At 62.5% G+C, this 22,762-nt stretch carries 16 protein-coding genes; 6 read left to right on the top strand and 10 right to left on the bottom strand.

Translation table 11 applies throughout. The features are described 5' to 3' along the window. Positions 1-35: 35 nt before the first annotated feature. The 5 genes from topA to BTN82_RS09265 all read right to left on the bottom strand — a co-directional run bounded on the left by topA (position 36) and on the right by BTN82_RS09265 (position 7,469). On the bottom strand, positions 36-2,648 hold the full coding sequence (topA, locus tag BTN82_RS09290) for a type I DNA topoisomerase (RefSeq protein ID WP_075118837.1): 2,613 nt from the start codon (positions 2,646-2,648) through the stop codon (positions 36-38). A 114-nt stretch (positions 2,649-2,762) separates the two neighbouring features. Further along, positions 2,763-2,999 (bottom strand): DUF1653 domain-containing protein, encoded by a 237-nt coding sequence (locus tag BTN82_RS09285; RefSeq protein ID WP_075118836.1) that lies wholly within the window; start codon positions 2,997-2,999, stop codon positions 2,763-2,765. 99 nt (positions 3,000-3,098) lie between these two features. Then, complete coding sequence (gene fadA / locus BTN82_RS09280) at positions 3,099-4,274, bottom strand: acetyl-CoA C-acyltransferase FadA (RefSeq protein ID WP_007921313.1); 1,176 nt, start codon at positions 4,272-4,274, stop codon at positions 3,099-3,101. Between the two features lie 29 nt (positions 4,275-4,303). Continuing rightward, on the bottom strand, positions 4,304-6,451 hold the full coding sequence (gene fadB, locus BTN82_RS09275) for a fatty acid oxidation complex subunit alpha FadB (protein WP_075118835.1): 2,148 nt from the start codon (positions 6,449-6,451) through the stop codon (positions 4,304-4,306). 580 nt (positions 6,452-7,031) lie between these two features. Then, positions 7,032-7,469 carry a hypothetical protein gene (locus BTN82_RS09265; RefSeq protein WP_075118834.1) on the bottom strand — a complete coding sequence of 146 codons (438 nt, stop codon included), beginning with the start codon at positions 7,467-7,469 and terminating at the stop codon, positions 7,032-7,034. A 104-nt stretch (positions 7,470-7,573) separates the two neighbouring features. Between BTN82_RS09265 and BTN82_RS09260 the strand changes: the two genes are divergently transcribed. Next, on the top strand, positions 7,574-8,011 hold the full coding sequence (locus BTN82_RS09260) for a universal stress protein (RefSeq protein ID WP_007921319.1): 438 nt from the start codon (positions 7,574-7,576) through the stop codon (positions 8,009-8,011). Between the two features lie 89 nt (positions 8,012-8,100). Here BTN82_RS09260 and BTN82_RS09255 read toward each other — a convergent pair whose 3' ends face one another. After that, a complete protein-coding gene (locus BTN82_RS09255) occupies positions 8,101-10,020 on the bottom strand; it encodes an ATP-binding cassette domain-containing protein (protein WP_075118833.1) in 1,920 nt (639 codons plus the stop codon). A gap of 213 nt (positions 10,021-10,233) precedes the next feature. Between BTN82_RS09255 and BTN82_RS09250 the strand changes: the two genes are divergently transcribed. Beyond that, positions 10,234-12,162, top strand: coding sequence for a transglycosylase SLT domain-containing protein (locus BTN82_RS09250; RefSeq protein ID WP_075118832.1), 1,929 nt, complete (start codon positions 10,234-10,236; stop codon positions 12,160-12,162). 64 nt (positions 12,163-12,226) lie between these two features. Here BTN82_RS09250 and BTN82_RS09245 read toward each other — a convergent pair whose 3' ends face one another. Further along, positions 12,227-13,990, bottom strand: a complete 1,764-nt coding sequence (locus BTN82_RS09245; protein WP_186828371.1) for an ABC transporter transmembrane domain-containing protein — start codon at positions 13,988-13,990, stop codon at positions 12,227-12,229. A gap of 326 nt (positions 13,991-14,316) precedes the next feature. On the opposite strand from BTN82_RS09245, the gene BTN82_RS09240 reads away from it, so the two are divergent. Then, entirely contained in the window at positions 14,317-14,496 is a 180-nt protein-coding gene (locus BTN82_RS09240; protein ID WP_075118831.1) for a PA1571 family protein, read from the top strand. An 84-nt stretch (positions 14,497-14,580) separates the two neighbouring features. Here BTN82_RS09240 and pdxB read toward each other — a convergent pair whose 3' ends face one another. Next, positions 14,581-15,726, bottom strand: a complete 1,146-nt coding sequence (gene pdxB / locus BTN82_RS09235; RefSeq protein WP_075118830.1) for a 4-phosphoerythronate dehydrogenase PdxB — start codon at positions 15,724-15,726, stop codon at positions 14,581-14,583. Between the two features lie 179 nt (positions 15,727-15,905). Between pdxB and BTN82_RS09230 the strand changes: the two genes are divergently transcribed. Beyond that, the gene (locus BTN82_RS09230; RefSeq protein ID WP_075118829.1) at positions 15,906-17,309 is read left to right on the top strand and encodes an MATE family efflux transporter; all 1,404 of its coding nucleotides are present in this window, start codon (positions 15,906-15,908) and stop codon (positions 17,307-17,309) included. Here the strand turns inward: BTN82_RS09230 and tusA are convergent. Further along, positions 17,306-17,557 carry a sulfurtransferase TusA gene (gene tusA / locus BTN82_RS09225; protein ID WP_075118828.1) on the bottom strand — a complete coding sequence of 84 codons (252 nt, stop codon included), beginning with the start codon at positions 17,555-17,557 and terminating at the stop codon, positions 17,306-17,308. The genes BTN82_RS09230 and tusA overlap by 4 nt on opposite strands. A gap of 176 nt (positions 17,558-17,733) precedes the next feature. Continuing rightward, on the bottom strand, positions 17,734-18,804 hold the full coding sequence (gene rlmM / locus BTN82_RS09220; protein WP_075118827.1) for a 23S rRNA (cytidine(2498)-2'-O)-methyltransferase RlmM: 1,071 nt from the start codon (positions 18,802-18,804) through the stop codon (positions 17,734-17,736). Between the two features lie 215 nt (positions 18,805-19,019). Between rlmM and acnA the strand changes: the two genes are divergently transcribed. Both acnA and BTN82_RS09210 read left to right on the top strand, forming a co-directional pair. Then, on the top strand, positions 19,020-21,761 hold the full coding sequence (gene acnA / locus BTN82_RS09215) for an aconitate hydratase AcnA (RefSeq protein ID WP_075118826.1): 2,742 nt from the start codon (positions 19,020-19,022) through the stop codon (positions 21,759-21,761). Positions 21,762-21,921: 160 nt separating this feature from the next. After that, positions 21,922-22,713, top strand: a complete 792-nt coding sequence (locus tag BTN82_RS09210) for a CPBP family intramembrane glutamic endopeptidase (RefSeq protein ID WP_075118825.1) — start codon at positions 21,922-21,924, stop codon at positions 22,711-22,713. Positions 22,714-22,762: the final 49 nt, after the last annotated feature.

The raw sequence follows: 22,762 nt of genomic DNA, 5'->3' as shown, positions 1-22,762 counted from the left end.
ACGCGGCCTGTCAGAAGCGTCCGATGCCCCGGACGTTAACGCTTGTCTTCGACTTTCCAGCTACCGCCGTCGTAGAACGCACGCCAGCCGGTCGGCTTGCCGTCGACTTCGGTCTGCACGTACTGCTCCTTGGTCTTGCGGCTGTAGCGGATCACTGCCGGACGACCCTCCGGATCCTTCTTCGGCGCTTCGCAGAGGAAGTGGTACTTCGGATCGATCTCATCCTTGTGTGGAATCAGCTCGACCACCAGCGGGGCACGGGTTTCACGGTTTTTCGGGAACTGACTGGCCGCCAGGAACAGGCCCGAGGCCCCGTCGCGCAGGATATAGGTGTCGTTGACCTTCTCGCATTTCAGCTCAGGCATCTTCACCGGATCCATCTTCGGCGGCGCCGCGTCACCACTCTTGAGCAGCTTGCGGGTGTTCTTGCAGGTCGGGTTGGTGCAACCGAAGAACTTGCCAAAACGGCCAGTCTTGAGCTGCATCTCGCTGCCGCACTTATCGCATTCCAAGCTCGGACCTTCGTAGCCCTTGATGCGATAGCTGCCCTCTTCGATCTCATAGCCCGCGCAATCCGGGTTGTTGCCGCAGATGTGCAGCTTGCGCTTCTCGTCCAGCAAATAGGCGTCCATCGCCGTGCTGCAGATCGGGCAACGGTGCTTGCCGCGCAATACCAGCGACTCGGACTCGCCCTCGTCGTCCGCGGCGATCTCGTCGCCCGGCACCAGGTTGACCGTGGCCTTGCAACGCTCTTTCGGCGGCAGGCTGTAGCCCGAGCAACCGAGGAACACGCCAGTGGAGGCCGTACGAATCTGCATCGGCCGACCGCAGGTCAGGCACGGAATGTCGGTCATCACCGGCTGGTTGGCGCGCATGCCGCTGTCACTGCCTTCGGCCACTTCGAGTTTCTTCTTGAAGTCGCCGTAGAACTCGTCGAGAACGTTTTTCCAGTCGCGCTCGCCCTGGGCCACGTCATCGAGATGTTCTTCCATGCCGGCAGTGAAACCGTAGTCCATCAGGTTCGAGAAGCTCTCGGACAGACGCTCGGTGACGATGTCACCCATCTTTTCCGAATAGAAGCGGCGGTTATGCAACGCCACGTAGCCACGGTCCTGGATGGTGGAAATGATCGCCGCGTAGGTCGAAGGACGACCGATGCCACGCTTTTCCATCTCCTTGACGAGGCTGGCTTCGGAGTAGCGCGCCGGCGGCTTGGTGAAGTGCTGGCTCGGATCGAGCTTGAGCAGCTTCAGGACATCACCCTGGACCATGTCCGGCAAGACATCGTCATCGCCCGGCTTGCTTATTTGCGGCATGACCCGGGTGTAGCCGTCGAACTTGAGGATACGGCCCTTGGCACGCAGTTCGAAGCCGCCAGCGGCGACGCTGACGGTGGTCGACAGGTACTGCGCCGGCAGCATCTGGCAGGCCACGAACTGGCGCCAGATCAGCTCATAGAGACGCTCGGCGTCACGCTCCATGCCCGACAGCTTGCTTGGATGGGTGTTCACATCGGACGGACGAATCGCTTCGTGCGCCTCCTGGGCCCCTTCCTTGCTGCTGTAGAAGTTCGGCGAGGACGGCAGGTATTTGTTGCCGAACTCTTCCTCGATATAGCTCCGCACCATCGTCAGGGCATCGGCCGAGAGGTTGGTCGAGTCGGTACGCATATAGGTGATGTAGCCAGCTTCGTACAGACGCTGGGCCATCATCATGGTTTTCTTCACCCCGAAGCCCAGACGGTTGCTCGCAGCCTGTTGCAGGGTGGACGTAATGAACGGTGCCGACGGCTTGCTGCTGGTCGGTTTGTCTTCACGCTTGGCGATGGTGTAGGTCGAAGCCTTGAGCTTCTCCAGGGCCGCCATGGCCTGCGCTTCATTCAGCGGCTTGAAGGCCTCGCCGTTTTCGCGAGCCACCTCGAAGCGCACATTGGCGCCCTTGGCGGTGCCGAGGTCGGCGTGGACTTCCCAATACTCCTCGGGGATGAAGGCACGGATCTCACGCTCGCGCTCCACCACCAGCTTCACCGCCACCGACTGCACCCGACCGGCAGACAGGCCGCGGGCGATTTTCGCCCACAGCAGCGGCGAAACCATGTAACCCACCACGCGGTCGAGGAAACGACGCGCCTGCTGAGCATTGACCCGATCGATATCCAGCTCGCCCGGCTGGGAGAAGGCTTCCTGGATCGCCTTCTTGGTGATCTCGTTGAACACCACGCGCTTGTAACGGCTGTCATCCCCACCAATGGCTTCCCGCAGGTGCCAGGCAATGGCCTCCCCTTCGCGGTCCAAGTCCGTTGCGAGATAGATGGTGTCGGCATCCTTGGCGAGCCGACGCAGCTCTTCGATGACCTTTTCCTTGCCTGGAAGGATCTCGTACTTGGCTTTCCAGCCATGCTCCGGATCGACTCCCATGCGCGAGACCAGCTGCTTGCGCGCCTTCTCTTTGGCCGACAGCGCCGGCGCTTCACCAGCGGCCGCCTTGCCACGCTTGGCGGCAGGTTCCTTGGCGGCACTTGCCGAACCGCTAGTGGGCAGGTCTCGGATATGGCCGATACTCGACTTCACCACGTATTGGTTGCCCAAGTACTTGTTGATGGTCTTGGCCTTAGCCGGGGATTCCACAATGACCAGCGATTTGCCCATGGATCGGAAAATTCCTGAATTCGAGAAGTGAAAGGCGGTTGGCGCCTAACGCGGCACCGCTATATATAGTGGCAACAAGGTGAGGTCAAGCGCAGGGTTCCCCGCGACCTCGGCTCAAGCCGGTGGAAAAAGACTGGCTTCGGCCTGCACCAAAGCAAAGCGTGGCACCTGCTCGCCGTCAACTTCGACCGACTCCAGGAACATGCTCAAGGGGCGCACCCAAAAGCCGTAATCGCCATACAGGGCTTGGTAGAACACCACTTCCTCTTCCGTTTCGGAATGCCGCGCCACGCTGAAAACGCGGTACTGCGGCCCCTTGTAATGCTGATAGAGCCCGGGTTGTAACGGCATGTTCTGGCCCTCGTGCAAATTCTTTCAAAATAAAAACAAATAAATCTTCAGAAAAACAAAAACCGGGGCACTGGGCCCCGGCTTCCATCAACGCAACGCTTAAACGCGTTCGAAGACGGTGGCAATGCCCTGACCCAGTCCGATGCACATGGTGGACACACCAAAGGTGCCGCCATTCTGCTTCATGACATTGAGCAAGGTGCCGGAGATACGCGCACCGGAACAACCGAACGGGTGACCCAGGGCGATCGCGCCGCCGTGCAGGTTAACCTTCTCGTTCATCTTGTCGAGCACTTTCAAGTCTTTCAGCACAGGCAGGGCCTGTGCGGCGAAAGCTTCGTTGAGTTCGAAGAAGTCGATATCGGCGATTCCCAGGCCCGCGCGCTTCAAGGCTTTCTGCGTAGCCGGTACTGGACCATAGCCCATGATCGCCGGGTCCACACCCGCCACGGCCATCGAACGGATCACGGCCAACGGCTGAATGCCCAGGTCCTGGGCACGCTGCGCCGACATCACGATCATGCACGAAGCACCGTCGGTGATCTGCGACGAAGTACCGGCAGTCACGGTACCACCCTTGGGGTTGAACGCCGGCTTCAAGGCCGCCAGGCTTTCCAGGGTGGTCTCGGGACGAATGGTTTCGTCGTAGTCGAACAGCTTCAGGAAACCGTTCTCGTCGTAGCCCTGCATCGGGATGATTTCGTCCTTGAACTTGCCTTCCACGGTCGCCTTGTGGGCGAGCTGGTGGGAGCGCAGGCCGAAGGCATCCTGTTGCTCGCGGGTAATGCCGTGCATCTTGCCGAGCATCTCGGCGGTCAGGCCCATCATGCCCGAGGCTTTCGCCGCGTACAGGGACATGTGCGGGTTCGGGTCGACACCGTGCATCATGCTCACATGGCCCATATGCTCGACGCCGCCCACCACGAATACGTCACCGTTGCCGGTCATGATCGCCTGAGCGGCGGTGTGCAGCGCGCTCATCGACGAGCCGCACAGGCGGCTGACCGTCTGGCCGGCCGAGGTGTGCGGGATCTGAGTCATCAGCGACGCCATGCGCGCGATGTTCCAGCCCTGCTCCAGGGTCTGGTTCACGCAGCCCCAGATCACGTCCTCGACTTCCGCCGGATCGACCTTGGCGTTGCGTTCCAGCAATTTGCTGATCAGGTGCGCCGACATATCTTCGGCGCGGGTATTGCGGTGCATGCCGCCCTTGGAGCGGCCCATCGGAGTACGACCGAAGTCGACAATCACGACGTCTCTAGGATTCAAGCTCATATATTCACTCTCGCTCTAGTAGGGGGCGCTTAACCGAAGAAGCTCTGGCCGTTCTTGGCCATCTCGCGCAGCTTCGCGGTCGGGTGGTACAGCGCGCCCAGATCGGCGTACTGGTCGGCCAGGGCAACGAACTCGGCAACACCGATCGAATCGATGTAGCGCAGCGCGCCGCCACGGAATGGAGGGAAACCGATACCGTACACCAGGCCCATGTCGGCTTCGGCGGCAGTTTCGACGATACCGTCTTCCAGGCAGCGAACGGTTTCCAGGCACAGCGGGATCATCATCCAGTTGATGATGTCCTCGTCGGTGACTTCACGCTGTTCGTAAACGATCGGCTTGAGCACTTCCAGTACCGACGGGTCGGCGACTTTCTTCTGCTTGCCTTTCTTGTCGGCCTCGTAGGCATAGAAGCCCTTGCCGTTCTTCTGGCCCAGGCGCTTAGCCTCGTAGAGCACATCAACGGCCGAGCGGCGGTCGTCTTTCATGCGATCCGGGAAACCTTCGGCCATCACATCGCGACCATGGTGGCCGGTGTCGATGCCGACCACGTCCATCAGGTAGGCAGGGCCCATCGGCCAGCCGAATTTTTCCATGATTTTGTCGATACGGACGAAGTCCACACCAGCGCTGACCAGCTTGGCGAAACCGCCGAAGTACGGGAACAGGACGCGGTTGACCAGGAAGCCCGGGCAGTCGTTGACCACGATCGGGTTCTTGCCCATTTTCTTGGCGTAGGCAACGGTGGTGGCCACAGCCAGCTCGCTGGACTTCTCGCCACGGATGACTTCCACCAGCGGCATCATGTGCACTGGGTTGAAGAAGTGCATGCCGACGAAGTTTTCCGGACGCTTGAGGGCCTTGGCCAACAGGCTGATGGAAATCGTCGAGGTGTTCGAGGCGAGGATGGTGTCCTCTTTGACCTGGGCTTCGACTTCAGCCAGCACCGCTTGCTTGACCTTCGGGTTCTCGACGACCGCTTCGACCACCAGGTCGACGTGGCCGAAATCGCCGTAGGACAGCGTAGGACGAATGCCGTTGAGCACTTCGGCCATCTTGGCTGCGGTCATGCGGCCTTTATCGACACGGCCGACCAGTAGCTTGGCGGCTTCTGCCAGGCCCTGCTCGATCCCGTGTTCGTTGATGTCTTTCATCAGGATCGGCGTGCCTTTGGACGCCGACTGGTAAGCAATACCGCCACCCATGATACCGGCGCCGAGCACGGCGGCCTGCTTCACGTCCTGGGCGATTTCGTCGTAGGCCTTGGCCTTTTTCTTCAATTCCTGGTCGTTCAGGAACAAGCCGATCAGGCTCTGCGCGGCAGAGGTCTTGGCCAGTTTGACGAAGCCTGCGGCTTCGACTTCCAATGCCTTGTCGCGACCGAAGTTGGCGGCTTTCTGGATGGTCTTGATGGCTTCGACCGGCGCCGGGTAGTTCGGGCCGGCCTGGCCAGCAACGAACCCCTTGGCGGTTTCGAAGGACATCATCTGTTCGATGGCGTTGAGCTTGAGCTTTTCCAGCTTCGGCTGACGCTTGGCCTTGTAGTCGAACTCGCCGGAGATGGCACGCTTGACGGTGGCCAGAGCCGCTTCCTGAAGTTTTTCCGGAGCGACCACGGCGTCGACGGCACCGACTTTCAGTGCGTCTTCAGCACGGTTTTCCTTACCCGCGGCAATCCACTCGATGGCGTTGTCCGCACCGATGATGCGCGGCAGGCGAACGGTACCGCCGAAGCCCGGGTAGATACCCAGCTTGACTTCCGGCAGGCCGATCTTGGCGCTGGAAGACATGACGCGGTAGTCCGCCGCCAGGCACATTTCCAGGCCGCCGCCCAGCGCGATGCCATTGATCGCGGCAACGGTTGGAACGTTGAGGTCTTCGAAATCGCTGAAAATCTTGTTGGCTTCGAGGTTGCCTGCGACAAGCTCTGCATCCGGCAGCTTGAAGTTGTCGACAAATTCGGTGATGTCGGCGCCGACGATGAACACGTCCTTGCCACTGCTGACGATCACACCCTTGACCGACGCATCTGCCTTGATGGCGTCCACGGCCGAACGCAGTTCGTTCAGGGTAAGACGGTTGAACTTGTTGACGGACTCGCCCTTGAGGTCGAAATTCAATTCGACGATGCCACTTTCAAGAGCCTTAACCGTGATGGCTTTACCTTCGTAAATCATCAACTGATCTCCACGATATGGAAGCTGAACAGTACACGTCGGACGCTAACTTCTGACTCGGCAACGACGTTTCCATCGATGCTACGCCAATCCGCCAGGCACACCCGCCAACGCGATAGTCGGGATTCTGTAAGAGCCGCCTGCTAATACAAACGCTCAATTCATACGCCCGTTTGATTTGGGTACGCCACATTCAGGCAAAAACCGACAATTGTCAATCGCCCAAAATGTTGTTTGAAACACGACTTTGCAGTCATTCCAGACAGGCAGCCCCGCCGATATGCCAGCCGCATTCCAGGACATTCATAGGATCAATCTTTAGAAAAGTCGCCCTAATACGTGGCAGCCACAGACGATTCGCCGCTACGCTGGCACAACCTTAGAGCAAAAACATGAACGCGCCGGCCGAAACCAGGCGTAAGATCGGCGACACGTTATCCGGGCTCTCCCGGAACAAAGATCAGAAGGATTCACCGGCCTGCCTGGCCAACCCCAGCCCGACTCTGTCGGGCTTTTTATTGCCTGTCTTTTTGGGCCCCCGCCCCTCGACAACCCGCGCCATTGCAACGCAGGTCATGCCTCACGCCAGCGCTTTGAGCACTCTGGCAATGTCTTGCAAAACACTGGCTTCGCCACGCTCGCCCCAATAAAGGAGGATCATCTGCCTGTCGGCCTCGACCTTGAAGACGTTGGCCGGCAAGGTGCGCAAGTGCTCAAGCAACGCTGCATCCTCGCACGCTTCCCGCCATTGGTTGACCCACACCCCCGGCGCGCTTTGCCAGTAGACCCAGCAGGCCGGCTGCGCGCGGCGTCGTGGCCGATGGTATTGCGCACAGGGACTTGGCGGCTCCGGAACCATCCAGTGCGGCCACTCCTGCGGCGCCAACTGCATGGCCAATCCCATGCGGCGCGCCTCCATGCGCAGGGCGATCTGCCCGCTCTGGCGCCGCGACGGACGCAGCCACGCCAGCGGGCTCAACACTACCGCAAGGATTGACACCACTATCCAGACCGTCATATCTGTACTCCCGATTCTTGATGAGCGGATTGATCCAGGTCGAAACCAATCCGCTTGAAACCAGCCATACTTGAAGCTATTGCAATCCTCAGGAGGAGCACCTCATGCCCTACCACCATATTCTGGTCGCTGTAGATCTAACCGAAGAGTGCGACCCTGTTATCCACCGGGCGCGCGAGCTATCGGTCAGCAACAGCGCCAAATTGTCCCTGGTGCATATTGTCGAGCCGATGGCCATGGCCTTCGGCGGCGATGTCCCCATGGACCTGTCGCAACTGCAACAGCAGCAGTTCGACCAGGCCAAAGAACGCCTCGATCGCCTCATCACCAAATACCCTGAGCTGTCCAAGGAATACAGCCACCTGACCTATGGCCAGCCACGCCAGGAAATTCATCATCTGGCCAAGGAACAGGAATGCGACCTGATTGTAGTCGGCAGCCACGGCCGGCACGGCCTGGCCCTGTTGCTGGGCTCGACCGCCAATGACGTGTTGCACGGCGCGCCCTGCGACGTACTGGCCGTACACCTGGTCAAACGCTGAGCCTACCGGCGACAGCATGTTTCACCCGTAACGGCCCGGCAAAAAAAGCCCGACATGCAAGTCGGGCTTTTTCATTGACGCCAGGTCACTCAGGCATCCAGCTCGGCCCAGCGCTCGACCATGACATCCAGTTCAGCGTTGAGTTGCTCCAGCTGGGCGATAACCGCCGCAGTCTCGGCCGCGGGACGCTGATAGAAGCCGGCGTCGGCCATTTCGGCCTCCACAGCGGCAATCTTCTGCTCCATGGCTTCGATCTGCCCAGGCAAGGCTTCAAGCTCGCGCTGCAACTTGTAGCTGAGCTTCTTCTTCGCCGCGGGCGCTTCCTGGGCCGCGGCGGGCGCTGCAACAACAGGCGCGACCACTGCCGAGTTCAGCTCGGCCTTGCCCGACTTGTTCTCGGTCACGCCCAACAGGCGCGGCGAGCCGCCTTGACGCAACCAGTCCTGATAACCGCCGACGTATTCGCGAACCTTGCCTTCGCCTTCGAATACCAGGGTGCTGGTGACCACGTTATCGAGGAATGCCCGGTCGTGGCTGACCATCAGCACGGTGCCCTGGAAGGTCAGCAACACTTCCTCCAGCAGTTCGAGGGTTTCCACGTCCAGGTCGTTGGTCGGTTCGTCAAGCACCAGCAGGTTGGCCGGCTTGCTGAACAACTTGGCCAGCAGCAAGCGCGCCCGCTCGCCGCCCGACAGCGCCTTGACCGGCGTGCGAGCGCGTTGCGGGCTGAACAGGAAGTCGCCCAGGTAACTGAGTACGTGACGGCTCTGGCCGTCGATCTCGATAAAGTCGCGACCTTCGGCGACGTTGTCGATCACGGTCTTTTCCAGGTCCAACTGGTGACGCAGCTGGTCGAAGTAAGCCACGTCGATACGCGTACCCTCCTCGACCTTGCCGCTGGTCGGTACCAGGCCGCCCAGCATCAGCTTGAGCAGGGTGGTCTTGCCGGTACCGTTGGCGCCTAGCAGGCCAATACGGTCGCCGCGCTGCAGGACCATGGAGAAATCCTTGACCAGGAACGGGCCGTCCGGATGAGCGAAGCTCACGCCTTCGAGGACCATCACCTGCTTGCCGGACTTCTCGGCGGTTTCCAGTTGGATATTGGCCTTGCCGGTCCGCTCGCGACGCTCGCTGCGTTCGACACGCAGCGCCTTGAGAGCGCGTACGCGGCCTTCGTTACGGGTACGCCGGGCCTTGATGCCCTGGCGGATCCAGACTTCTTCCTGGGCCAGGCGCTTGTCGAACAACGCGTTGGCGGTCTCTTCGGCCGCCAGCATCGCTTCCTTGTGCACCAGGAAGCTGGCGTAGTCGCCATTCCAGTCGATCAGCCCACCACGGTCCAGTTCGAGAATCCGCGTTGCCAGGTTTTGCAGGAAGGAACGGTCGTGGGTAATAAAGAGCACGGCGCCCTGGAAATCCTTCAGGGCTTCTTCCAGCCAGGCGATGGCGCCGATATCCAGGTGGTTGGTCGGTTCGTCGAGCAGCAGCAGGTCCGGCTCGGAAACCAGGGCCTGGGCCAGCAGGACGCGACGACGCCAGCCGCCGGACAGCTCGGCGAGGGTCTTGTCGGCCGGCAGTTGCAGGCGGCTCAGGGTGCTGTCCACCAGGGTCTGCAAGCGCCAGCCATCACGGGCTTCGAGGTCGTGCTGGACATGCATGAGCTTTTCCAGATCGGCATCGGTGACGATGTTCTGGCTCAGATGGTGGTATTGCGCCAACAGTTCGCCGACGCCATCGAGGCCTTGGGCTACGACGTCGAATACCGTCCGCTCGTCAGCCACCGGCAATTCCTGCGGCAATTCGCCGATTTTCAAGCCGGGCGCGCGCCATACGGCACCGTCGTCGGGCTTCTGATCGCCCTTGACCAGCTTCATCATGCTGGATTTGCCAGTACCGTTACGGCCGATGATGCACACCCGCTCACCACGGGCGATCTGCCAGGACACCTTGTCCAACAACGGCATAGCGCCGAAAGCAAGGGACACATCGCTGAATTTGAGCAGGGTCATGAGCTTCTCCAAAAACCGGGCGCGCATTCTACCTGAGTTGAGGCCTTAGAAGGCTGGCATTTTCGCCGCAGAAGCACCCTGAATAACATTTGCCGCGAACTTGTAGCGAGAGACCGGCAAAGCTTTCACCCGTTGCTGGCAAAAGGCTAAGCTAGGGAATAATCAGTGTCGGCATGGCCCGCACTTGTCATGATTTCTCTGCACGGATGTCTCATGCGCAGTCGCCTTTTCAGCCTGTTTTCCTGCCTGCTTCTTTCTGCCTCTGCCGTGCACACCGCTCAGGCCGCGGACCTCTCTCTCCAGCGCCAATATTACGATGAGGCCAAACGTGCCTTGGCCAAGGGCGATTCCGGCCCATATTTCCGCTACAGCCAGGTCCTGGCCGACTACCCGCTCGAGCCCTACCTGGCCTACGACGAACTGACCGCCCGGCTGAAGACCGCCAGCAACGCCGAGATCGAAAAATTCCTCGGCGAACACGGCGACCTGCCCCAGGCCAACTGGATGAAACTGCGCTGGTTGCGCTGGCTGGCCGAACGCGGCGACTGGGCCACCTTCGTCAAGTATTACGATCCAAAACTCAACTTCACCGAACTGGACTGCCTGAACGCGCAGTACCAGTTGGGTCACAACCTCAAGGCCGAAGGTTACGCCGCTACCGACAAGCTCTGGCTAAGCGGCAAATCCCTGCCCGCCACCTGCGACGCGCTGTTCGGGCAATGGGCCGCTGAAGGCCAGTTGACCGAACAGAAACGCTGGCAGCGCGCCAAACTGGCCGCCGAAGCCCGCAACTATCCGCTGGCCAACAGCCTGGTCAAAGGCATGACCACCCTCGCCCCCCAGGGTCGGTTGCTGGTGGACGTCGCCCAGAAACCCGAGCTGCTGGGCCAACCGTCACGTTTCACGCCAGCCAACGAGGCCATGTCCGACGTGGTCGGCCTGGGCCTGCGCCGCCTGGCTCGCCAGGATCCGGACAAGGCCATGGCCCTGCTCGACGGTTACGCCAGCAGCATGCACTTCTCCCGTGACGAAAAAGTGGCCATTGCCCGAGAAATTGGCCTGACCCTGGCGCGGCGTTTCGACAGCCGCGGCCTGGACGTGATGACCAAGTACGATCCCGAGCTACGCGACAACACCGTTTCCGAATGGCGCCTGCGCCTGCTGTTGCGCCTGGCACGCTGGGAAGACGCCTACCAACTGACCCGCAAGCTGCCCCAGGACCTGGCGACCAGCAACCGCTGGCGCTACTGGCAGGCACGCAGCCTGGAACTGGCCGAGCCGCAGAACCCGCAAGCCCAGACCCTCTATAAAAGCCTGGCCAACGAGCGCGACTTCTACGGTTTCCTCGCCGCCGACCGCACCCAACTGCCGTATCAGTTGAACAACAAGCCGCTGATGCTCAGCCAGCAGGTAATCAACAAGGTGCGTAATACCCCGGGAGTACGACGCGCCCTGGAGTTCCACGCCCGCGGCCAGATCGTCGACGGCCGTCGCGAGTGGTACCACGTCAGCCGGCATTTCAACCGCGACGAAATGGTCGCCCAGGCCAAGCTGGCCTATGACCTGAAATGGTACTTCCCGGCGATCCGCACCATCAGCCAGGCCAAATACTGGGACGACCTGGACATTCGTTTCCCGATGGCCCACCGCGACACCCTGGTGCGCGAAGCCAAGGTCCGCGGCCTGCATTCGAGCTGGGTATTCGCGATCACCCGCCAGGAAAGCGCGTTCATGGACGACGCCCGTTCGGGCGTCGGCGCCGCCGGCCTGATGCAGTTGATGCCTGGCACCGCCAAGGAAACCGCGCGCAAGTTCAGCATCCCGCTGGCCTCGCCGCAGCAAGTGCTGGACCCGGACAAGAACATCCAGCTCGGTGCCGCCTACCTGAGCCAGGTGCACAGCCAGTTCAACGGTAACCGGGTGCTCGCTTCCGCCGCCTACAACGCCGGCCCCGGCCGCGTGCGCCAATGGCTGCGGGGCGCCGACCACCTGAGTTTCGATGTCTGGGTGGAAAGTATCCCGTTCGACGAAACCCGCCAGTACGTGCAGAACGTGCTGTCGTATTCGGTGATCTACGGCCAGAAGCTCAACTCGCCGCAGCCGTTGGTGGATTGGCATGAACGGTATTTCGACGACCAGTAAGCGCTAGCGCCTCAAAAAAATGCCCGCATCACTGCGGGCATTTTTGTTTCCGGCAAGCTGGCGCCTACCGGTCGCTGAATTGCAAGGCCGCCAGACGTGCATACAGCGGATTGCCGGCGATCAACTCTTGATGAGTGCCCACCGCCACCAGCTTGCCCTGGTCCATCACCGCAATCCGGTCAGCGTTTTTCACCGTGGCCAGGCGATGGGCGATCACCAGGGTGGTGCGGTTTTTCATCAGGCTCGGCAAGGCTTGCTGGATCAGGTGTTCGCTCTGGGCATCCAGGGCGCTGGTGGCTTCGTCCAGCAACAGGATCGGCGCATCCACCAGCAGCGCCCGGGCAATGGCCAGGCGTTGGCGCTGGCCGCCGGAAAGCCCCATCCCGCCATCGCCGAGGTGGGTCTGGTAACCCTCCGGCATGCTCTCGATGAAGTCGTGGGCGTAGGCGATCCTGGCCGCCTCCCTGACCTGCTCCGGGGTGGCCGAGGGCCGGCCATAACGGATGTTCTCCTCGATGCTGCCGAAGAACAGCGCCGGATTTTGCGACACCAGGGCAAAACAGCGCCGCACGTCCTGTGGATCGAGCAGGGTCAGGGGCACGCCGTCGAGCAGGATGCGTCCCTGCTCCGGGTCGTAGAAACGCAACAACAGGTCATAGAGAGTCGACTTGCCTGCCCCCGAGGGACCGACCAGCGCCAGGGTTTCACCCTCTCGAATGTTCAGGCTCACGCCATCGACGGCATAACGATCCGGACGCGACGGATAGGAGAAACGCAGGTTCTCCAGCGCCAGCTCGCCCCGCACCCGCTCGGGCAAGGAGGCCAGGTCGGCGCTGGGCGCCTGGATCAGGCTCTGCGCACGCAGCAACTCGGCAATTCGCTCCGCCGCTCCCGCGGCCCGCTGCAACTCGCCGATCACCTCGCTCAAGGTGCCGAAGGCACTGCCGACGATCAGGCTGTAGAAGACAAAGGCCGCCAACTCGCCGCTGGAAATGCGCCCGGCAATCACATCCATGCCGCCGACCCAGAGCATGACCCCGACCGCCCCCAGCACCAGCACGATCACCAGGGTAATCAGCCAAGCGCGCTGGACGATCCGCCGGCGCGCAGTATTGAACGCCTCCTCCACCGTCAGGGCAAAACGCTGCTCGTCCTGCGCCTGGTGGTTATAGGCCTGGACCGTCTTGATCTGGCCCAGGGTTTCCGCCACATAGCTGCCGACATCGGCGATCCGGTCCTGGCTCAGGCGCGACAGGCTGCGTACCCGGCGGCCGAAAATCAGGATCGGCGCCAACACCAGTGGCAGGGCGATCACCACGATACTGGTGAGCTTGGGGTTGGTGATAAACAGCAACACGATGCCGCCGACCACCATCAACGCGTTGCGCAGAAACAGCGAAAGGGAAGAGCCAATCACCGACTGCAACAAGGTGGTATCGGCGGTCAGCCGCGACTGGATCTCCGAACTGCGGTTGTTCTCATAGAAGCCCGGATGCAGGTAGACCAAGTGATTGAACACCTCGCGGCGGATGTCCGCGACGCAACGCTCGCCGATCCACGACACCAGGTAGAAACGCACGAACGTGCCCACCGCCAGCCCCAGCACCAACAGCAGGAACAGGCCGATGGACTGGTTGAGCAGATCCGGCGAGCCGGTCATGAACCCGCGGTCCACCAGCAGGCGGATGCCCTGCCCCATGGACAGGGTAATGCCCGCGGTCACCACCAATGCCAGCAAGGCCCCCAGGGCCTGCCAGCGATACGGCGCAATGAAACGGCTGGCCAGGCGAATCGCCCGGCGTTGACGCGAAGAGAGCATGAAGTTCATCCGCAAGCGTACCTGAGCACTACGCCGAACCCTGCGCCGCCAGTTCGGCAGCGAAGAGGTCGGAGCAGAATGTGTCGAATCCGATGTTTCTGGAAGCCGATTTTCCTTGAACCAAGCTGAATCACAATGAGTCAGGTTAATTATGTCCGTCGACACTAGAGCCTAGATGCTATCGGTCTAAGGTCCGGGTGGAAGTCCATGGGTATTTCTGTTGGACTGAAGGTTCAGAAACAGAAAGCGCCACGGGAGAGCCTCGCAGGGAGTTGTCACAGCGCGGTCACCTGGCGGTCTTAAAGTAAGCGCACAACCTGATGAGGAGACAGGCCATGTCCTTGCAAAACAGCAGCAACGACAAGATTGAAGTGATTCGTACACAGCCGCACCAGTCCCTGGGATGCGCGATCATCGACGCCCAGGGCCGCGAAGTACCGATCACCGAAGACATGATCCAGAACGCCTGCCGCGAACTGGAAAAGCGACTGGTCAAGCCTGCCCCGCAAGATTGACACCTAGCCTCACGTCCTCTTGACCCGGCCCCGATGCCGGGTTTTTTATGCCCGCCCCACGCCCGACAAAAACGCCAGCCTCGTTCAGCGCACCGGCACCGCCCCCAACGCCGCGACAATCCGCTGCAAGCCCGGTGCTTCTCCGTCGATACGCACGGCCAGCCCGTCGATTTCCCGCCGCGGCGGGTAGCCCTTGCGCAACGCATCGAACGCCGCGCGCTGCTCGGCCACGCTGCCCACCAGGCTGCGCCGGAAATCCGCATCGTCGCGCCGCGGGTCGTAGACTGCCCGGCAGATCGTCGCCAGGGACCAGGCCGGATCACTGCCCGCGTCGAGGTTGACTTGCGACAACCAGGGCCGCGGCAGCAGGTCGCGCAGATGGATCGCTTGCGGCTGCCCGAGGAACTCGCAGAACGCCTGATAGATCTGTGCCGTCCCACGCTGCCGGCCGTCGAGGCTGTAACCGGCGATATGCGGCGTGGCCAGCACGCACAGATCGGCCAGGGCCACATCGACCTGCGGCTCACCCTCCCAGACATCCAGCACCGCCTGCAGGTCTTCACGCTCCAGCAGCACTTCGCGCAGCGCGGCGTTGTCCACCACCGCGCCGCGGCTGGCGTTGATCAACCAGGCACCGGGGCGCAGCCGTTGCAAGCGGTCGCGGTCCAGGAGGTGCCAGGTCGGCAGCTCGCCGTGGCGAGTCAAAGGCGTATGCACGCTGATGACGTCGCACTCGGAAAGGACCTGTTCCAGGCCGACATAGTCGCCGCCCTCCGCCGCTTGCCGCGGCGGGTCGCAGACCAGGACCTTCCAGCCCAGGCCGCGCAGTACCTGGATCAATCGTCCGCCGACCTCGCCCGCGCCCACCACGCCGTAGGTACGCTGGGTCAGGTCGGCGCCTTCGATTTCCGCCAGGGTCAGCAGGCTGCCCAGCACATAGTCGACCACCCCGCGCGCATTGCAGCCCGGCGCACTGGACCAGCGAATGCCGGCCTCCTGGAAATACTCAAGATCCAGGTGATCGGTGCCGATGGTGCAAGTGCCGACGAAACGCACCTGGCTGCCTTCGAGCAAGGCGCGGCTGACCTGGGTCACCGAACGTACCAGCAGCACATCGGCGCCCTCGATGGCCGCGCGGTCGATGGCGCGCCCGGGGAAACGGCGGATCTCGCCGAAGCCGGCAAAAAAGGCATCGAGCAGGGGGATATTTTCGTCGGCAACAATCAGCATGGCAGGCTCCTTTCGCGGAGCCGCAGTTTAGGCGCAGAAGGCCGGGTTGAGCCAGCAAGCATTGCGTCCCTGGGCACTCGCCAGGTGCTTACAAATCGACTACAGAGGTTTTTTCCTGACCGTTTTATCAAGGCGTAGAATACGCCGCCCTGCGCATCAACCCTGTGGACGCTCCGCCTGTGAATTCCGTAACCGATACCGTCGCCGCCCCCCTCAACCGCCCTGCCCGGATACGCCTTGAACTGCGCGGCCTGTTGACCCTGGCCTTGCCGATCATGATCGCGCAGTTGGCGACCACCGCCATGGGTTTCGTCGATGCGGTGATGGCCGGGCGCGTGAGCCCGCGGGACCTGGCGGCGGTAGCACTGGGCAACTCGATCTGGATTCCGGTATTCCTGCTGATGACTGGCACGCTACTGGCCACCACTCCGAAAGTCGCCCAGCGGGTCGGCGCCGGCACCTTCGGCGAAATCGGCCCGCTGGTGCGTCAGGCCCTGTGGCTGGCGCTGGTGGTCGGCCTGAGCGCCAGCCTGATCCTGGTCAGCGCCGAACCGGTGCTGCACCTGATGAAGGTCGATCCGGAACTGATCGGTCCGTGCATGGAATACCTGCATGGCATCGCCAGCGGCATGCCTGCCGTGGCGCTGTATTACGTGCTGCGCTGCTGCAGCGACGCCCTGGGCCGTACCCGGCCAAGCATGGTCATCGGCCTGCTCGGCCTGGCCCTGAATATTCCGCTCAACTACGTGTTCATCTATGGCCATTTCGGCGTGCCGGCCATGGGCGGCGTCGGTTGCGGCTGGGCCACGGCCATCGTGATGTGGGTGATGATGCTGGCCATGGCGGGCTGGACCCGCTGGGCCCCGGCCTACCAGAGCAGCCTGCTGTTCAAGCGCTTCGACTGGCCGCAATGGGCGGTGATCAAGCGCCTGCTGGGCGTCGGCCTGCCGATCGGTATCGCGGTGTTCGCCGAATCGAGCATCTTCGCAGTGATCGCCCTGCTGATCGGCAGCCTCGGCGCCACGGTGGTCGCCGGGCACCAGATCGCCCTGAACATCAGCTCCCTGCTGTTCATGATTCCCTACTCCCTGGGCATGGCGGTCACGGTGCGGGTCGGCCAGGCCCTGGGCGCCGGCAACCCGCACCAGGCACGTTTCGCCGCCGGCGTCGGCCTGGGCGCGGCGTTGGCCTTTGCGCTGTTTTCCGCCAGCCTGATCCTGCTGCTGCGCGAATCCATCGCCTCGATCTACACCCCGGACGCCACGGTGATCCAGGTGGCGGCGATGCTGATCGTGTACGCCGCGCTGTACCAGTTCTCCGACGCGATCCAGGTGATCTGCGCCGGCGCCCTGCGCGGCTACCAGGACACCCGGGTGACCATGATCCTGACACTGCTGGCCTACTGGGGCATCGGCTTGCCGGTGGGTTATGTGCTGGGGCTGACCGACTGGTTCGGTCCTGCCAGCGGCCCGAGCGGGCTGTGGGAAGGCTTGATTGCCGGCCTGAGCTGCGCGGCGCTGATGCTGTCGATCCGCCTGGCGCGCAGCGCGCGCAAGCGGATCCGCATCAGCCAGACGGCTTAACCGGACTTCTTGCGAATCCAGTACAGATAGGTGCCCGCCTCTTCCTCCTGAGCGACCAGCTCATGATCGAGGAACACGCAGAACTTGGGGATGTCGCGGCGGGTCGAGGGATCGGTGGCGATCACCTTGAGCAGGCCGCCGGGCTGCAGATCACGAATATGCTGATGCAGCATCATGACCGGCTCCGGGCAATTGAGCCCGGTGGCGTCCAGCGTGCCGTCGACCGGCGTATCGATGATTTGGCTCATAACTCACTCCTGAAACTGGCCGGCATTGTCGCGCAATGCCAGCATCGATGCCATCTGCCACATTGTCTCGCCCTGTAGGTGCGAGGCTTGCCCGCGAAAGTCGCAACACACAATGCCTGGCACACCGCGTCATCGTTCATCGCGAGCAAGCTGCGCTCCTGCAGGAACAGGCGGTATCAGGCCCTGGGCTTCTTGGTGTCCAGCCGGCGCAGGTGGCAGGTCACTTCTTCGCGGTCGTGGTACAGCTGCTTGCAGCCAATGGCCACGCGAATGCCGCGCGCCTTGAAACCGTCCTCGATCCGTTCGAGCAGGCGCTTCACTTCCGCATAACGCTGCTTCATCGGCAGCTTCAGGTTGACCACCGCTTCGCGGCAATGGCCCTCGCCGATCCAGGTCTCCAGCAAGGCGGCGTTGCGCGCCGGCTTCTCGACGATGTCGCAGACCATCCAGTCCACCGGCTGCTTGGGCTTGTAGGTGAAACCGTCGGCCATCAGGTGTTGCACCAGGCCGGTGTCCATCAGGCTCTCGGCCATCGGCCCGTTGTCGATGGCGGTGACCAGCATGCCGCGGTTTACCAGTTGCCAGGTCCAGCCCCCCGGAGCGGCGCCCAGGTCGACGCCGGTCATGTCGCCGTGCAGGCGCTCGTCCCACTGGTCGCGAGGAATGAAATGATGCCAGGCCTCCTCCAGTTTCAGGGTCGAGCGGCTGGGTGCCTCGCGGGGGAATTTCAAGCGCGGAATGCCCATCGGCCACATGGCCGAGTTACCGGCGTCCGCCAGGCCGACAAAGACCTCGCGCCCGCTCTTGAAGGTCAGCAGCAAGCGCGGCTTGCTCGCGTCGTCCACCAACTTGCCGGCCGCCGTCAGCGCCTTGCGCAGCGGCCCTTCGAATTTCTTGCAGAAGTTCGACAACTCCTTGCCGTCGTTGGTATCCACCACTTCCAGCCACAGGCTGCCGCAGGTCGGAACGCTTGCCAACTGGGCCAGGATCACGCTGATGCGATCGGTTTCCGGCAAGTCGACGAAAGCGCCGCGTGCCCATTGCCGCGGGAAAATCAGCTCGGCGAAACGCAACTCGCGCATCAGCCGCTCGGCGCCGTCCGCTTCGCTGCAGACAAACTCGGCGCAAGCCGTGCCCGGTTTGGCCTTGGCATAGCCGGCCACGTTCAGGTGCGCGGCATGGTCGGCGATCTCCGAGCAGACTTCGCCTTCGAAGCCCGGTCGGCAATGCATAAAAAGGGTGTTCATCGAATCTCCTGGGCCATGGGCAATCAATCATGCGCAAACCCGCCCAAAACACTGCGCAAAGCCTGTCACGAAAACCGGCGCATGATAGCCGAGTTCGGAACCCTGGACCTGTCGATAAAGTCCACTTATTAGCCAGCTAATGAAAATAGCGCTAGGTTAAGAGCTCTGTCTGTCCCATCAAGTCCGTAGCCGTGCGGACCCAAAGGAGTCATTCAATGCCGTCCCTTGATAGCCTGAACACCCTTAGAACCCTGAACATCGACGACAAGACCTACCATTACTTCAGCCTGCCGGAAGCCGCCAGAAGCCTGGGCGACCTCGACAAGCTGCCGATGTCGTTGAAAGTCCTGCTGGAAAACCTGCTGCGCTGGGAGGACGCGAAAACCGTCACCGTCGCCGACCTCAAGGCCCTCGCCGCCTGGCTCAAGGAGCGCCGCTCCGACCGTGAGATCCAGTACCGCCCCGCGCGGGTACTGATGCAGGACTTCACCGGCGTACCGGCGGTGGTCGACCTCGCCGCCATGCGCGCCGCCATGGCCAAGGCCGGCGGCGACCCACAGCGCATCAACCCGTTGTCGCCGGTGGACCTGGTGATCGACCACTCGGTGATGGTCGACAAGTTCGCCAGCAGCAGCGCCTTCGAACAGAACGTCGACATCGAGATGCAGCGCAACGGAGAGCGTTATGCCTTCCTGCGCTGGGGCCAGAGCGCTTTCGACAACTTCAGCGTGGTACCACCGGGCACCGGGATCTGCCACCAGGTCAACCTGGAATACCTGGGCCGCACGGTCTGGACCAAGGACGAGGACGACCGCACCTATGCCTTCCCCGACACCCTGGTCGGCACCGACTCCCACACCACCATGATCAACGGCCTCGGCGTACTCGGCTGGGGCGTCGGCGGCATCGAGGCCGAGGCGGCGATGCTCGGCCAGCCGGTGTCGATGCTGATTCCGGAAGTCATCGGCTTCAAGCTGACCGGCAAGCTCAGGGAAGGCATCACTGCCACCGACCTGGTGCTGACCGTGACCCAGATGCTGCGCAAGAAAGGCGTGGTCGGCAAATTCGTCGAATTCTATGGCGACGGCCTGGCCGACCTGCCGTTGGCCGACCGCGCCACCATCGCCAACATGGCCCCGGAATACGGCGCCACCTGCGGGTTCTTCCCGGTGGACGACGTCACCCTGGACTACCTGCGCCTGTCCGGCCGCCCGGACGCCGTGGTGAAGCTGGTGGAGGCCTATAGCAAGGCCCAGGGCCTGTGGCGCCTGCCGGGCAAGGAACCGGTATTCACCGACAGCCTGGCGCTGGACATGAGCACGGTCGAAGCCAGCCTGGCCGGTCCGAAGCGCCCGCAAGACCGGGTCGCGCTACCGAACGTGGCCCAGGCCTTCAGCGACTTCCTCGACCTGCAGTTCAAACCCGCCAGCAAGGAAGTCGGTCGACTGGAAAGCGAGGGCGGCGGCGGTGTCGCCGTGGGCAATGCCGACCTGGTGGGCGAAGCCGATTACCAATACGACGGCCAGACCTATCGCCTGAAAAACGGCGCAGTGGTGATCGCCGCCATCACCTCCTGCACCAACACCTCCAACCCCAGCGTGATGATGGCCGCCGGCCTGGTGGCGAAAAAGGCCGTGGAAAAAGGCCTGAAGCGCAAACCCTGGGTGAAGAGCTCGCTGGCGCCCGGCTCGAAAGTGGTCACCGACTACTACCAGGCCGCGGGGCTGACCCAGTACCTCGACGCCCTGGGTTTCGACCTGGTGGGCTACGGCTGCACCACTTGCATCGGCAACTCCGGCCCCCTGCCGGAACCGATCGAGAAAGCCATCCAGCAAGCCGACCTGACCGTGGCCTCGGTGCTGTCCGGCAACCGCAACTTCGAAGGCCGCGTGCACCCGCTGGTGAAAACCAACTGGCTGGCCTCGCCGCCGCTGGTGGTCGCCTATGCCCTGGCCGGCAGCGTACGCATCGACATCAGCCGCGACCCGTTGGGCGAAGGCGCCGACGGCAAGCCGGTGTACCTGCGCGATATCTGGCCGAGCAGCCGGGAAATCGCCGAGGCCGTCGCCCAGGTCAACACACGGATGTTCCACAAGGAATACGCCGAAGTGTTCGCCGGCGACGCCCAGTGGCAAGCCATCGAAGTGCCGCAAGCGGCGACCTATGTGTGGCAGGCGGATTCCACCTACATCCAGCACCCGCCGTTCTTCGACGACATCGCCGGCCCCCTGCCGGTGATCGAGGATATCGGCGGCGCGCGAATCCTCGCGCTGCTCGGCGACTCGGTGACCACCGACCACATCTCCCCGGCCGGCAACATCAAGGCCGACAGCCCGGCCGGCCGCTACCTGCGCGAACAAGGCGTGGAACCGCGGGACTTCAACTCCTACGGCTCGCGCCGCGGCAACCACCAGGTGATGATGCGCGGCACCTTCGCCAACATCCGTATCCGCAACGAAATGCTCGGCGGCGAGGAAGGCGGCAATACCCTCTACATCCCCACCGGCGAGAAACTGGCGATCTATGACGCGGCCATGCGTTACCAACAGGCGAGCACGCCGCTGGTGGTGATCGCCGGCCAGGAATACGGCACCGGCTCTAGCCGCGACTGGGCGGCCAAGGGCACCAACTTGCTGGGGGTCAAGGCGGTGATCGCCGAAAGCTTCGAGCGCATCCACCGCTCCAACCTGGTGGGCATGGGTGTCTTGCCGCTGCAGTTCAAGCTCGACCAGAACCGCAAGAGCCTGAACCTCACCGGCAAGGAAACCCTGGATATCCAGGGCCTGAGCGGCGTCGAACTGACGCCGCGGATGAACCTCACCCTGGTGATCACCCGCGAGGACGGCCGCCAGGAAAAGGTCGAGGTGCTGTGCCGCATCGACACCCTCAACGAAGTGGAATACTTCAAGTCCGGAGGCATCCTGCACTACGTCCTGCGGCAGCTGATTGCCGCGTAACACCAGGCTGTACAGCCAACACCGCCTTCGGGCGGTGTTTTTGTTTCACTTATTCATCGCGTCAGCCTCGTTATACTGCTCCCCCGCTCGTTCTAACCAGTAACCGCTGACGCAAGTTGCGCGGGCGGCTGACTCCATTCTTCTGCAACAAGGATTTCACATGACTGTTCTGCCATGGATGTACCTGGCACTTCTCTCCATTGGCTATGCCCTGGCCCTGAGCTATGGCCAGCTCGGCCTGCTGGCGGCGATTTCCGTCGCCCTGCTGCTGTGCGCGGGCTTCGCCGTGCGCCAACAGAAAAGCCCCTATGCGCGCTACCTGGGACATGGCCTGTTCGTGGTCCTGGCCCTGGCCCTGGCTATGCATTGGCTGCCCGGCTTCTACAACGGCCGCGCCATCGCCCCCCAACGCCTCACTGACGACGCCGTGCCGTTTTCCATGTACCTGAACCAGGACAAGCCGCTGATCGGCTTCTGGCTGTTGCTGGTCTGCCCCTGGATCATCGGCCGGCGCTCCCTGCGCCTGTCGCTCTACACCAGCGTCCTGGCCCTGGCCCTGACCGCCCTCGCGGCCCTGGGCGGCGCGGTGTTGCTGGGGGTTATCAGCTGGGCGCCGAAATGGCCGGATCAGGCCTGGCTGTGGGTCCTGAACAACCTGCTGCTGGTGACCCTGGTCGAGGAAGCGCTGTTTCGCGGCTACATCCAGGGCGGCCTGAGCCGTCGCTTCAAGAACCTGCCCTACGGTGAAAACCTGGCCCTGATGTGCGCGGCCCTGCTGTTCGGCCTGGTGCACGTGGGCGCCGGCTGGCAGTGGTGGCTGCTGGCGAGCATCGCCGGCGTCGGTTACGGCCTGGCTTATCGCTTCGGCGGCCTGGGCGCGGCCATCGCCACCCATTTCGGCCTGAACCTGCTGCACTTCGGTCTGTTCACCTACCCGATGCTGGCCGGTTGAAACCAGCCTCTGGCGGCAGCGAAGCCGAAGGCTGTCCTGTATGGCCCTC

The organism is Pseudomonas chlororaphis (genome assembly GCF_001921865.1).
GTDB classification, from domain to species: domain Bacteria; phylum Pseudomonadota; class Gammaproteobacteria; order Pseudomonadales; family Pseudomonadaceae; genus Aquipseudomonas; species Aquipseudomonas chlororaphis_D.
Note: the sequence above shows the minus strand (reverse complement) of the source record. Positions and strands in the feature narration are given on the sequence as shown.